We start from the raw sequence: 14,526 nt of genomic DNA, 5'->3' as shown, positions 1-14,526 counted from the left end.
TTCACACCTACTATGTTATTACTGGGGTTTATTGGGAGCGGAGGATGTTCAACTGTCAATTTTAAAAAATGCAATGGTTCTCACCTTAATTATGGCAGGTGCCATTTTGCTAATTCGATGATTAATGATAAAGGCTGCTTACAACTTTTTTATGAGCTTAGCGGCCTTTTGTCATTTTTGGGATAAGTCTTATACATACTATAATTTTGATAATACCTGGAGGAGATTATGAAGAAGGGCAAACTTAGTTTACAAGCCATTATTATTATATTTGTTTGCATTGTCGTCGTATTATCACTTGGAATAACTGATTTAATAATAAGCAAAAGAATTACTTCCAGTGTGGGAGAAACAGAGAAAGAAAAGGCCCTCAATGCTGCAAAGATGGTAGCCCTTAATCCGCAAGTGATTGAAGCCCTTGAAGGGAAAGCAAACAAGAAAAATGTCCAAGTTTTTAGTAATCAAATTAGAGAAAAGATCAATGTCAACTTCGTTGTTGTGATGGACATGAAAGGAATCCGTCAATCCCATCCGGACCCCGAATTGGTTGGAAAGCCCTTCATGGGAGAAGATGAAGGGCCAGTTCTTAAAGGAAAGGAGTATGTGTCCATTTCAAAGGGGACTCTCGGTCGATCCATGCGGGCATTTACTCCAATAAAAAATTCACAGGGAAAACAAGTGGGTGCGGTTGCTGTAGGAATTACTTTAGAGAACGTTACAAAGGCGGTAGAGAAAGGACGACTGGGGATCGTTATAGGGACGTTAATCGGAACCCTAATAGGTGTAATCGGTGCAGTGTGCCTAGCAAGATACATCAAAAAAATCCTTTTAGGACTCGAGCCGATCGCTATTGCTAAGCTGCTTGAAGAACGTAGTTCCATGCTTCAGTCTGTGCGTGAGGGAATCATAGCCATCGACCAAGAAGGGAATATCACACTTGTAAACAGGGCAGCCAGTAAGCTTTTTAAAAAAGCCGGACTTGGAGAGAATCCTATAGGGAAGAACATTGAAGATTATTTGCCAGAGACCCGGTTAAGTCGCATTATCAAATCGGGTGAGACAGAGATCGACCAAGAACAGAACCTGCATGGGGTTACCATTCTAGTAAACAGGGTACCAGTGATTGTGCAAAATCAGTCGGTGGGAGCAATCGCAACATTCCGTGATAAAACCGAGGTTCAAGTTTTGGCTGAACAGCTTACAGGTGTACGCAATTATGCGGAAGCTCTTCGTGCTCAGACTCATGAATTCATGAATAAACTTCATGTCATTCTTGGCCTGGTTCGTACTGAGCAATACGATACACTTGCTAACTATGTGAGCGAAGTCGTTAACCACCGTGAAACGGAAGTGGGCTTTGTAACGAAAAAAGTCCAAGATCCGGTTCTTGCCGGGTTTCTGATTGGCAAGCTAAGCTTTGCAAGAGAATCAGGGGCCTTACTTTCATTTGATAGCGCAAATATACTTCCCAAGCCTGCCAACTCGGAAATTACACATGATTTAATAACGATAATTGGAAATCTCGTCGATAACGCAATGGAGGCAATTGCAGACAGTCCAAACAAAAAAGTCGACCTTATACTGGATTATGCAGAGGATATTTTAACAATAGAGGTTAAAGACACAGGAGTGGGAATGACGAATTCACTCCAAAACAAAATATTGAATAAAGGCTTTTCAACGAAAGGAAATCACCGTGGGTTCGGATTATACCTGTTGGCGCAGGCAATTGAAAGACTGGAGGGGGACCTGATTATTTCGTCCAAGCCTGGAAAGGGAACGAATTTTGCTGTATATATACCTTATAAAGCGGAGGATGTATGGAAATGATTAATGTAATGATTGTTGAAGATGACCCGATGGTAGCGAAAATCAATATGCAGTACCTTTCTAAAATTGCCGGGTTCCGTTTAGTTGCAATAGTCAATTCAGTTGCTGAAGCCATCCAACTTTTAGGGAAGAATGATATTCAGCTCATTCTTCTGGATATTTTTATGCCGGGAAAACAGGGCCTGGAGCTGTTATCGTACCTTCGGGAAAATGATCTTGAAAGTGATGTCATCATTATTTCAGCAGCCTCAGATCTTGAACGAATTAAGAGGGCATTAAGGTATGGTGTTTTCGACTATTTAATTAAGCCTTTCGAGTTTGATCGGTTTAACGCTGCACTTGCTGCCTACCTTGAGCAAGCTCGGTTAATTGATAAACAGGATTCGGTAAGTCAGCAGGAGCTCGATCACTTACTTTTGCACAGAGAAGAAGCAGTAATCGCAGAGGAACTCCCAAAGGGATTAACCAAGGATACCTTAAAGCAGATATGGGATGCGGTTCAAGAGTTGAAGCGGGGGCCTTTTTCCACTGATGAAGTAGCTAATGTTGTAGGTATTTCAAAGGTTTCAGCAAGAAAGTACCTTAACTTCCTAAAGGACTTAGGAATACTTGAAGTCAAAGTCATCTATGGAACAATCGGACGGCCTGTATATCAGCATGAATATAACCAATACAAGGAACACCTAATAAAAAACTTTTTGTAAGCAGTTTTTGAAACTGCTTACTTTTTTTATTTACAAAAAGGATTATTAAACTTTCATAAACTATGAAAACGCTTTCTTTCTGAATATGATAGACATGTAACAAAACAAAGGGAGATTAAAACATAGTACAAGATGCAAGAAAATCGGAACCGCTTTCTTCAATTATCGGAATAATTGGTAAAATAACGGATTCCTTTCGAGATTATAAAAACTACTTTAGGAGGGTTAAAAATGCAAATTCCAATTAAGAAAACGCTTGATAAAATTCCAGGTGGTCTGATGGTTGTTCCACTTTTTTTAGGAGTATTAACGAATACATTTTTTCCGCAATTTTTAAAAATTGGAAGTTTTACAACGGCATTATTCAGTAAAGAAGCATCATCTACCATTTTGGCATGTTTTATGTTTTTAATTGGTTCACAAATTAATTTCAAATTAGCACCAAAGGCAATAAAAAAAGGTGCAATATTATTAACAGGAAAATTTATAATAGGTGCTGGTATAGGCTTAACTGTAGCAATGATTTTTGGGCCTGCCGGAGTACTAGGATTATCACCATTAGCCATCCTTGCAGCGTTATTAAATGCTAATGGTGGATTATATGCATCTCTTGCTTCATCGTATGGTGACGAAACTGATGTAGGCGCATATGCTTTATTTTCTTTAAAAGATGGTCCATTTTTCACATTAGTTGCATTGGGTGCATCCGGCCTTGCCTCAATTCCTCTTCAAACACTTGTAGGAGTATTAATTCCAATAGTAATAGGAATGATTTTAGGAAATATTGATTCTGATATGAGAAAGTTCCTTGGAAGCAGTAAATTATTATTAATTCCATTCTTCTCATTCCCATTAGGTGCAGGAATGAATCTTTCAACTATTATAAAAGCGGGAGGTCCTGGCATATTACTAGGATTAGTAGCTGCATTCACTGGAATTGGAGCTTACGTACTTTTGAAGTTATTTAAAGAAAATCCTATCGTTGGTTTAGCAACAGGGTCAACTGCCGGAAATGCTGTAGCTACACCAGCTGTTGTTGCAGCAGCAGATCCAACCTTAGCTTCAATAGCACCAGGAGCTACTGCACAAGTTGCAGCAGCATGTGTAATATCTGCAATAGTCTGTCCGATTATTGTTAGTTATGCATTTAAAATGTCCGAAAAGAAAAAAGCTAAAAAATCAATTGCAGGGGCAGCATGACAATAAAGTGAAACTTTAATCAGTGGGGTTTTTTTTCATCCCCCACTGATTATCAGCCCTCACCAATCGGGCTTTTACGGGCAGTTTATCTCCCACCTAACTTCTTTGCTTTCGCCGAATCTTGAGGTGGGAGTATTACTGCCCGTTAATGCGGGATAAAGTAAAAATCTACTGTTATCCTGGCCATCATGCTGCTGAAGCTTTTAAGCCAATTTGAAAATGAAATACAGAAAAAGCAGTAAGCGATTTCACTGTCTACTTTGTTTAGTTACAAAAAAGGGTCATTAAGTTAAAAAAATTAGTGGGATAAGGAAAAATTTATTAACATGGTTGCGGTATTGTCGGAATAGCTATTTTAAGATAGAAGGAAGGAAACACCATGAATGTATCTGAGAATGTTATTATTACTACAATAAAAGGAAAAGAAGTTCTCTCCAATCCTTTTTTGAATAAAGGAACAGCTTTTACGAAAGAGGAAAGGGAAGACCTTGGACTTGAGGGTCTGTTACCTCCACAAGTACTCACCCTTGATGAACAAGTTAATAGGATCTATGAACAATATTCGATGCAGACGACGAATCTGTTCAAAAACGGGTTGCTTTATGATTTATATAACCGCAATGTTGTCTTGTTTTACCGTCTTTTGAAAGAACACCTGGCAGAAATGCTCCCTATCATCTACACTCCTACTGTCGGTGATGCAATCCAGTCATACTCCCATAGCTACCGTCGCCCAGGTGGCTTATATCTTTCCATTGATGATCCTGAGGGCATTGAAAAGGCATTTTATAATCTAGAAAAGCCTAAAAATGGTATTGATTTAATCGTCGTTACCGACTCTGAAAGCATTCTTGGTATTGGGGACCAAGGGATAGGCGGTATTAATATTGCGATTGGTAAACTTGCCGTGTACACGGCTGCAGCTGGGATTGATCCGAGCCGTGTTCTGCCAGTCGTGTTGGATGTTGGCACGAACAATCAGGCTTTGAGTGCAGACACTATGTATATCGGCAACAAATTCGCACGTGTCCGCGGTGAGCGTTATGATCAATTCATTGATTTATTCATTCAGACTGCAAGAAAGTTCTTTCCAGAGGTTCTCATTCACTGGGAGGACCTTGGCAACGTCAATGCGCGAAAAATCTTGGACAAATACAGTGACAAAATTCTTACCTTCAACGATGACATCCAGGGAACAGGTGCTGTTACTCTTGCTGCTATTATGTCTGCTTTGAAAGTAACAGGAGAATCCCTGAAGGACCAGCGCATTGTTGTCTTTGGACCAGGGGCTGCCGGCATTGGTAACGCAGACCAAATGGCAGATGCCATGGTTCTAGAAGGGTTGACTAGAGAAGAAGCCCATGATCGTTTCTGGGCTGTTGACTATCGGGGTCTACTAACAGATGAAACACCAGATGTTCTGAACTTCCAGAAGCCTTATACAAGACAGGTGGATGAAGTTAAGGACTGGGATAAGAATAAGGAAGGGATCATTTCATTAATGGAAGTAGTTCGAAGGGTGAAGCCAACCATCCTGATTGGTACTTCCGGACAAGCCAGCGCGTTCACTGAGGAAATTGTTAAAGAAATGGCCAAGCACGTTGAGCGTCCCATCATCTTGCCTATGTCCAACCCGACGGCACTGACTGAAGCGGTGCCGGAAAACCTGATTAAGTGGACCGATGGCAAGGCTCTAATTGCAACCGGCAGCCCGTTTGCCAATGTAGAATACAAAGGTGTTTCCTATGAAATTGGGCAGTCAAATAACGCATTTGTATTCCCGGGCCTAGGCTTGGGAGCGATTGTTGCAAAAGCTGAAGTGATCTCAAAAGGAATGTTTGCTGCTGCTGCTTATGCGGTTGCAAGAATGTCTGATACCAGTAAACCTGGAGCATCCCTGCTGCCATCCATTGAAAAGCTTCATGAAGTCTCAAAATACGTAGCCATTGAAGTAGCCCATGCTGCAATACACGAAGGAATTGCAAGAGTAGATATTCAAGATGTTGAGAATGCTATTGAAGATGCTATGTGGAAACCTGAGTATAAAGAAATTAAGAGTGTAGGTATTTGGACAAAGATTAATTCCTATGCATATTAAATAGTTAAATAAAATGCCTGTACTCCTGGTAATTGATCGAACCTTCGGTATTCCAGGCAGTGACAGGCATTTTTTGTAATCAACTAGATTAAATGGGCCAATCCTTTTTTTGGAAATCCTCCATCGCTTTTTTAAAGGATCATACTTTAAAAGTGAAAGTAGATAAACTTCATAAAATCTCAGCTGAAATTACCTTAAAAATTAATATCACGGCAATGGAATATCCGCTAGAGAGGCTTTCCAAGCAAACTGTAATAAAGAAATTGAATAAAGAGATCTCCAAGCAATTAACACAAAGAGCTAAATTTGTCATAAAGGAACTACAACAAGCACATTGTGATTACTTTGGAATAGGCAGGAAAGTGATGGCGTATCATCCTGAGACATGGAAGGAGATTGATTGGGCAGATACGTTTCCCACTATTAATATTAACACTAAAATCGAAACAGAAATAACAGGGACGGGTATTATTAAGTAAAAAAAATATTAAATCCCATAACTACATATAAAGTACACTGGATAATCAGTGTTTTTTATATCGCACTATTATGGTTCATATTTATACTCAAATAAGTAACTTCATTTAGATATGTTATGGTGAACCTTACCATAACACATCTAAATGAGTTTTTTTATTGACTAGTTTCAACGTCAAGAAGAGAAGAACAGGAAAACTAAAATCATTGTTGAATTAAAAAATGCTAAGCCTATGTAAAGGAATTCGGGGGGAGGGTTAATAGTATTAGAATGTGTTCATATGATTGGAGCAGTGGATTATAGTAGCTATAGTGCAACTTGGATATAATAAAAAATCAAGGAAAGAAAGCGATTTTATCGTTTACTTACGTTGGCTGGAAATGCTTCTCCATTTTTAAATGTAGGATTAAGTATGATTATACGAAGTAAACATTCCGTGTTGAAGTTATATGATAACTATAATTAGGGGGGAAATGTGTGTCAAACACAAACATAACCAAAAAGTTGACTTTAGTATCCCTAGTGTTAATGATTTTTACTTCTGTTTATGGATTCAACAACATTCCAAGATCATTTTATAAGATGGGTTATGCCGCTATTCCTTGGTACATATTTTCAGCCATAACCTTCTTTGTTCCTTTTGCATTAATGGTAGCTGAATTTGGTTCCGCCTTTAAAGAGGAAAAGGGTGGTATCTACTCATGGATGGAAAAATCCATCGGTCCAAAATTTGCATTTATAGGGACGTTCATGTGGTATTTTTCTTATATAACTTGGATGGTCAATGTTGCATCCGGTATGTGGATTCCGGTGTCAAATGCTATCTTTGGACAAGATACAACACAAAGCTGGACTTTATTTAATCTTCGAGGACCTCAGGTTCTGGGGGTTTTAGGAATTGTATGGATTCTTATAGTAACCTATACATCAACTAAGGGTCTGGATAAAATTAAAAAAGTAACCTCTTTAGGTGGTACTGCAGTCTTGTTATTGAATGTATTTCTTTGGGTTGGTGCAATAGTAGTACTTATAGGTAATCATGGACATTTGGCGCAGCCGATTACAGGGTTACATTCATTTACTCAAACACCAAATCCTAAATATGCAGGAGATATTATTGCTTCGTTAGCATTTGTAGTATATGCCCTCTTCGCTTATGGTGGACTTGAAGCAGTAGGCGGTTTAGTGGATGTAACAGAAAATCCAGAAAAAACATTTCCGAAAGGAATTCTTTTATCTGCAGCCATAATCTCTGTAGGGTATTCATTAGGAATACTATTAATTGGAATATTCACAAACTGGGCATCTGTAATGGGTATTGCGAATGTTAACCTAGGAAATGCAAGTTATATAGTTATGGCCAATTTAGGCTACTCACTAGGTACCGCTTTTGGAGCAAGCCATGCTACAGCTACGGATTTGGGATTTGGGGTTGCAAGATACATTGGACTTTCAATGTTCCTAGCACTGTCCGGTGCGTTCTTTACCTTGATGTTTTCACCGTTAAAGCAGATGATTGAAGGAACACCTAAGAGATTGTGGCCCGGAAAAATCGGTGAAACAAAGAATGGGCTGCCTGTTAATGCTATGTGGATTCAAGCTGCTATTGTTTGTGTAATGATCGCACTAATCGCTTTCGGTGGAAGCACAATGGCCGCATTCTTTAACATACTCGTTTCGATGACTAACGTGGCTATGACAATACCGTATGTATTTATCGCACTTGCATTCCCGTATTTTAAGAAAAAAGTGGAAATCAATAAGCCGTTTATCGTATATAAAACGCAATTGAGCGCAAATCTTTGGGCATGGGTTGTTATTCTAACAGTTGGACTTGCAAATTTCTTTAGTATCGTACAGCCAGCTTTAGAAGGGGATATGCAAACAACCATTTGGAGTGTGGCTGGACCCGTTATTTTCTCAGTTGTTGCATGGTTAATGTATAGCAAATATGAAAAAATACATGATATAGAAAAGCAGAAACAAAAGAAAATAAGTTAGCCTTAAAATTCAAAAAGATAAAGAGTGAAGTGGAGCACAATATGGCTTCACTTTTTTTCTTGTCTAAATGAGGTTGCGTGTTGGTATGCGTTTTTTAGTGATAAAAAAGAGATCTAGGATTTATGTAGGAAAGGATGCATTAAATAAAGTGAAACTTCCATCAGTGGGGGTCTTACTGCCCACAAATAGCGGGATAAAATTGATGGTAAGTTAATAGGCTTGTCCAAAATGGACAAGCCTGCTTTATAATAACTCGGTATTACCTAATGCTCTATGATGATCTTAAGCATTAGGTAATACGAAAATATGTCGCTGTTTGAATATCCGAAGATTTGTGCGGCATATAAGATCGGTTTAGCTTCGTATAGTTTTAAATAAACAAACTAAATAAAAACTGCTGCTTTCTTTTTATGTTCCAAATTCCGATAAACAAGTGCAAGCAGCATCGACGGTATGGTACAAACAATCATCCCGATAAAGGCGTATCTTGGCTCGATTTCGTATAAATAACCGCCGAACATCGTGAACACCGCAGTACTCCAGCTAAGTGCCAATGCTGAATACATGCCTTGTGCTTTTGGAATCTGCGCATGTGGAATATTTTTGATTAAATATTTCATAAAGGCATAATGCCCCATTGCAAATGAGCATGCATGCAATGTTTGCGCGATACAGAAAACAATAACATTTGGAAAGGCAAATACTAATATCCAACGTACGGATGAACCAAGTGCCGCTAGTGTCAGTAAGGAGCCTACTGAAAATTTATGAAAGCTCTGATCTGCGATGGAGAAGAAAATGATTTCTGCGATCACGGCAATGTTAATAATCACTCCAATTAAATATTTGGGTGCATGAATATATTGTAAAAAAATATAGCCATAGCTGTAATAAGAAGCGTGTGCCGCTTGCAGTAAAATCACAATGACGAGCACCAAACCAAAGTGTTTGATGCGAAATAATTTCAGCATACCGCCTTTTTTTGTTTGATCCGTTTGCGGTTTTTCAGATAAAACAACGGGTGCACGCATAAAACCAAGACACACGAATACCAATGTGCCGAGTAACAGCGCCCATAAAATCACTTCATCCCCAAACGCCCCTGTAAAGATGGTTAAGATCATACCTGCCACGACAAACCCAATGGATCCCCACGAGCGGCTCTTCCCATAATGTCTTAATTGATTACTTTGCGCAAGTACGCCAGCTGCGCTATCTAAAGCAGGCATCAAAGCTGGGTAAATAAAGTTCAAAAGTAACGTTACCACAAGTAAGCTAACAAAGGAACTCGCTGGAATACAACACAGAATAGCAATTAGTGTGCCGATTGCCATCCCATTTAATAAGGTTTTACTACTAACTTTCCTCGATAAATAAGGAAACGCAATTAATGTAGAAAGGCCTCTTGCAACCAAACCTAAGCTCATAATCAAACTAGCTTGTGGAAGTGTAAGCCCTTTTGTATGAATCATCCATCCTGTCCAATAGGGTAGAAAAATGCCCCATGTCATATAAAAACTAAAAAATTGTCTACTCATCCAGCGTTGTGTGTTCATTCTGTATCCCCCTCATTGTTTGCATGATAACATGGAGATACGTACAAAAATATGAGATATCTCACATTTTTGAGGTGGATTATGGAAATTTATAAAAATGAGAAAAGGCAAAGATATTTGAATGAGTACTCCATTGCGCATTTATTTTCTTTTCCGATTGAAGAGTTTATAGAAGTGCATGAATATAAACGCGATGAATGGATTATTCAAGAAGGCATGCGACCAGATTTTTTATTTTATGTTATTGAAGGAAAAGCAAAAATTTATGTAACGCATCAAAATGGGAAAGTTTCCTTAATTAATTTTATCAATGCGAATGATTATATTGGGGAAATGGAATTATTAAATGAGGTGTACTATACAAAAGGGATTCAAACCTCCACTAAGATCATTTGCTTTGCGCTTCCTTTTCATCACTGCCATGCACAAATGTTAGAAGATGCAAAATTTCTACGTGAACTAACCAAGTTTTTAAGTGTAAAAGCAACACAAATGGCTGCAAAGTATTCGTATAGTCTTGCCTTCCCGCTTGAAAACCGGCTTGCAGATTTTATTTTGCAAACCTCGGATGAAGAGGTCTATAAGGAGAAACACGTAACTGTTTGTGATTTTTTAGGCGTCTCCTATCGACATTTATTGCATGTGCTTGCACAATTTTGCGAAAAAGGGTATTTGCAAAAGGAAGGACGTCACTATCGCATTCAGCAGCATAATCCACTATATGAACTTGCTGAGATGTTGAGGAATAACTAACTGTAATTCATAAATAGCGGTATACCAAAATAGAAGAACAGACGTTTACTCCGATAAAAACCTTAATTTAATGAACCTCACTTAGATTAATCACGGAGAACCACGCCACAAGTAACAGTAAACTATTTTCTTTTTGAGTAAATAAACTTTATTTAATGAATTTCTAATATAAATTCCATTCTCCTTTCATGCAGTGAAGGGTGTTTCCTTGTAACATATTTTTATGTTCTGATGCAGTGGCAGAAAGCTTAATTGCCCATAACTTTTTCTTACTCTAGTTAGAATAAATAAGGAATGTGTATATAACTGTTTCTCCACCCCGCATATGAAATAATAAAAAATAAAGAAGCAGACAATCACTTAAGATTGTCTGCTTCTTTGTTTTAAATTTAAGTTCTTGATACATACATCGCTTCACGCGAGATTGCTATTTTCTAGTACACGATAACCGGTTCATGAGTGCTGAGATTATCATACACAGTTTTCGCAACACTAGGAGGGAGATTGACACATCCGCCTGAACCTCCAGTTAAATAGGCATCATTTGCCCAGTTTGTCCGCCAACCGGCATCGTGGAACCCTTGTCCGCCGTTTGTGAACGGAGCCCAATAATCTACCTTAACGGAATAATCAGGTTTACCTACTGCACTGCCTTTTAATGTGTACGGTGATCGTTTATAAAGGACATACCACACACCTGGTAATGTATCTTCACTCGTGCTATGTTTACCAGTTACTACATTCGTTGTGACTGCCAATTGCCCATCTTTGTAAATCCAAATTTGCTGTTCAGCAATGGATACTTCTGCATACGTGTCTCCAATGCCATTATTCGCTGTTGTTTCATAACCAATGCCTTCATTATTCCAGCCATTTCCGTAAATATTAGAAGCAGAAAGCGATTTTTCCCCTTTTTCGAAGGCTTCTTGGACTCGTTTTGTTTCTTTTTCAATATCTATTGCCCAGCCATAGCCTTGTCCTCTTACTGATATGACCGAACCAGAATGGGTTTTAAATGCGAAGTTTTTAGTTAATGTTGATTGAGAATTATTAATTTCAGCAATCTTGTTCTTAATGTCACTTGCATCGATTGTAACCTTCATATCTTTTGACATAGAGGCGTTTTTAATTAAATCTTTAGCTTTTAAAGAGTACGCTTTATTTTGTACCTTATAATCAATGGTTTGTTGAAGAAGATTCTGTAGTGCTTGTTCTTCTTTTTTAACAATCGAATCGTTTTCTTTAATAGGCTGTATGTATACAGGCTTCAAATGGATTTCACTTTTATACTTCTGCTTGTCGTAATCCTTTAATAGACTAGCAACGTCATACTGTTTTCCATCAACGCTTTTTGAAATAACAACTTTACTTTGTTCGAGTTTCGCCATAGCATCTTGAGGTGCTTTTAAGTCTTTATTCATAGAGACAAGCTTTTCTTCTACAAGTTTTTTCATCGTTTCACTTCGATACTGATCCGCCTTTTCAGGTAGCAGTGAGTAATTTTTTTCCTTTGAAGAAGGGAAAAATGTCCACTGGCTTTTTAATAGTTTCTTAACTTTAGGCAAATCTTTTTCCGTAAGTTCCGTTTGTGTATTTTTTTCATCTAAAATTTGTTGTTGGCCGATATAGACCTTGTTTTCTAATCCAGATACTTTTAATTTTTGGATTGCCTTATCAGCAGTCATACCGCCAACTTTTGTGTCATTAATCGTAACCTGTGAATTGAAGTGGGTTGTCTGATAATAACTCATTCCCCCAATAAGAAGTGCAATGATACCAACGCCGCCCGCTGTGATAAGCTTCCAATTTGTAGAACGTTTTTTTGAGTTTCCTCGTTTTTTATCGACTTCTTCAACTGATTCATTTGTTGTATTGTTGTTCATAAACTATTCCTCCGTATATATCAACGTCAACCGATTTTAAACTAAAACCATTGATTAGTGTACCTTATTATTCTTAAATTTTCATTACTTTTGACTAGATTTTATTGTGTTATATTGGTCAAATTTGGCTTTTTTAAATAGAATGACACATAAAAATGATAGTTAAACTTTTTTGATTCACACTGAATAGCCCCTTGCAAGCTTCTTTTAAGCCGCTTGTAAACCCCTTAAAAGCCCCTTACAAGTAATAAATCATTACAAAAACAAAATAGTAATGAAAGTCTTCTTTGTCCTGTCCGTAAAATGCGTAACTTGTATTATGGATGAAAGAAGGTAATTGTATGTTTGAATTAACATTAAATGGTATTAAGGAATATATGGATGCTACACTTGTTCTTAAAAATATAAGTTTTGAGGTTTATGCAGGAGAGAAGGTTGGGATTGTTGGTGCAAATGGCAGTGGAAAGAGTACGATCCTGAAGTTAATTGCGGGGATAGAGCCTATGCATTACTATCCAGGTTATCCACAAACCTCAAGCTAGGGATATTTAGAAAAGTAGCCTGTGTTTATTACTTCTGTATATGAATGAAATGATATTATTTAACTCCGTGACGCGTAATTCTCGTTTTCATACTCTGTCAATTTTTCATCAAGTTGAGTTTGCTTGACCTTAATGGCTATATTTTTAGTACATACTAATATGTAAAAGGCATCGTCTTTGTGTGCTAGGATATAATACATTGGTAGAGGTAGACACTAGAGAGGCTTCCTTGTGTTACTATGGAAAGAAGGTAAGGAAAAACATTATAGAATGTTTATAAACTTTGTTTTATTAACGGAAAAAATTAGGATGCGGAAAGACAAAAGGGGAAAAGAGGTTACTATGAGAAATATAAAGGATTTCTTTATAGCTTCCTTGCTCGGTGGTGCTATCGGGGATGCTCTTGGCTATACTGTGGAGTTTATGACACTAGATAAAATTAAATCCAAATTTGGAGAGCGAGGAATAACAGAATTAAAGTTAGATAAAGTAACTGGTAAAGCTCTTATATCCGATGATACACAGATGACCTTATTTACAGCAGATGGAATGGTATGGGCATACCAGCGTTGTAGCGAGAGAGGCATTGGATCTTATGCAGGGAGCGGCATTTATCAATCCTATCTTCGTTGGTACTATACACAGACTGGAAGGGCTCTGACTGATAATGATAAGTTTTGGCTGGGACGACAGCCACATGAAGAAAGAAATAGTATTTTAGATTATAAGGAATTGTTCTCCAAAAGGGCACCAGGACATAGCTGCTTAATGGCTCTTGGAAGTGGGGAAATGGGAACAGTGGAACAGCCAATCAATAATAGTAAAGGCTGTGGAGGAGTAATGCGTATTGCACCAGTAGGTTTGTTTCTTCATAGAGAACCTGAATATGCATTTCGAACCGGAGCTGAAGTTGCGGCAATCACTCATGGGCATCCTACAGGATATCTTGCAGCAGGAGCACTTGCCGTTATTATTGCGGAACTTATAAATGGAAAAAGCGTTATTGAAAGTACAATGACTGCAATTGATGTGCTTAAAATGCATAAAGGCTGTGAGGAAACTTTAAATGCAATAGAAAAGGCTATAGAGCTTGCAAAAGATAATGAAAACCCCCAAAGAGCTATTCAAAAATTAGGTGAAGGTTGGATTGCAGAAGAAGCATTAGCTATTGCTTTGTATTGCGCGTTAAAGACATCTGCTGTTAAAGAGGCTCTCATTATGTCAGTCAATCATGATGGTGATAGTGATTCTACAGGAGCAATTTGTGGCAACATACTCGGTGCAACTTATGGTATAGCTGCTCTACCAAAGGAATGGATAAGCAATCTTGAGTTAAAAGATTTGATAACAGATATGGGAAGCAAGCTGTTTGATATGTCAGATCAGAGGGCTTTTTGATTCATGGAGATCACGTTTCATAGCTGACAAATACAGAAGAAGTTTTAAATATACACGATAATAGCTTTAAATCATTAACATTA

11 protein-coding genes are annotated in these 14,526 nt (G+C 38.0%); 9 read left to right on the top strand and 2 right to left on the bottom strand.

The features are described from left to right. The first annotated feature begins 228 nt into the window (after positions 1-228). From dcuS to yjeM, 6 genes are all read left to right on the top strand, one after another. Positions 229-1,830: a DcuS/MalK family sensor histidine kinase gene (dcuS, locus tag MR076_RS11605; RefSeq protein ID WP_242220676.1), complete on the top strand. Its 1,602-nt coding sequence runs from the start codon at positions 229-231 to the stop codon at positions 1,828-1,830. Continuing rightward, the gene (locus MR076_RS11600; RefSeq protein ID WP_242220675.1) at positions 1,827-2,534 is read left to right on the top strand and encodes a response regulator; all 708 of its coding nucleotides are present in this window, start codon (positions 1,827-1,829) and stop codon (positions 2,532-2,534) included. The genes dcuS and MR076_RS11600 overlap by 4 nt, the downstream gene beginning before the upstream one ends. Before the next feature lie 231 nt (positions 2,535-2,765). After that, on the top strand, positions 2,766-3,734 hold the full coding sequence (locus MR076_RS11595; RefSeq protein WP_242220674.1) for a 2-keto-3-deoxygluconate permease: 969 nt from the start codon (positions 2,766-2,768) through the stop codon (positions 3,732-3,734). Positions 3,735-4,113: 379 nt separating this feature from the next. Then, entirely contained in the window at positions 4,114-5,832 is a 1,719-nt protein-coding gene (locus MR076_RS11590) for an NAD-dependent malic enzyme (protein WP_242220673.1), read from the top strand. Positions 5,833-5,984: 152 nt separating this feature from the next. After that, positions 5,985-6,311 (top strand): Ger(x)C family spore germination C-terminal domain-containing protein, encoded by a 327-nt coding sequence (locus MR076_RS11585; protein ID WP_242220672.1) that lies wholly within the window; start codon positions 5,985-5,987, stop codon positions 6,309-6,311. 476 nt (positions 6,312-6,787) lie between these two features. Then, positions 6,788-8,311 carry a glutamate/gamma-aminobutyrate family transporter YjeM gene (gene yjeM / locus MR076_RS11580; protein WP_242220671.1) on the top strand — a complete coding sequence of 508 codons (1,524 nt, stop codon included), beginning with the start codon at positions 6,788-6,790 and terminating at the stop codon, positions 8,309-8,311. Between the two features lie 383 nt (positions 8,312-8,694). Here the strand turns inward: yjeM and MR076_RS11575 are convergent, their stop codons facing one another. Then, positions 8,695-9,867 carry an MFS transporter gene (locus tag MR076_RS11575; protein ID WP_242220670.1) on the bottom strand — a complete coding sequence of 391 codons (1,173 nt, stop codon included), beginning with the start codon at positions 9,865-9,867 and terminating at the stop codon, positions 8,695-8,697. Positions 9,868-9,948: 81 nt separating this feature from the next. Between MR076_RS11575 and yeiL the strand changes: the two genes are divergently transcribed. Beyond that, entirely contained in the window at positions 9,949-10,620 is a 672-nt protein-coding gene (yeiL, locus tag MR076_RS11570; protein ID WP_242220669.1) for a transcriptional regulator YeiL, read from the top strand. A 434-nt stretch (positions 10,621-11,054) separates the two neighbouring features. On the opposite strand, the gene MR076_RS11565 is transcribed toward yeiL, so the two are convergent. Then, on the bottom strand, positions 11,055-12,503 hold the full coding sequence (locus tag MR076_RS11565) for a L,D-transpeptidase family protein (RefSeq protein ID WP_242220668.1): 1,449 nt from the start codon (positions 12,501-12,503) through the stop codon (positions 11,055-11,057). A gap of 341 nt (positions 12,504-12,844) precedes the next feature. On the opposite strand from MR076_RS11565, the gene MR076_RS26380 reads away from it, so the two are divergent. Then, entirely contained in the window at positions 12,845-13,045 is a 201-nt protein-coding gene (locus tag MR076_RS26380) for an ATP-binding cassette domain-containing protein (RefSeq protein WP_396021694.1), read from the top strand. Between the two features lie 231 nt (positions 13,046-13,276). Next, complete coding sequence (locus tag MR076_RS11555; RefSeq protein ID WP_242220667.1) at positions 13,277-14,443, top strand: ADP-ribosylglycohydrolase family protein; 1,167 nt, start codon at positions 13,277-13,279, stop codon at positions 14,441-14,443. Positions 14,444-14,526: the final 83 nt, after the last annotated feature.

Origin of the sequence: Bacillus cereus group sp. BfR-BA-01380 (genome assembly GCF_022663535.1) — a bacterium.
GTDB classification, from domain to species: Bacteria; Bacillota; Bacilli; order Bacillales; family Bacillaceae_G; genus Bacillus_A; species Bacillus_A cereus_BB.
The sequence above is the reverse complement of the archived record's forward strand: the minus strand, read 5'-3'. Positions and strand labels throughout refer to the sequence as shown.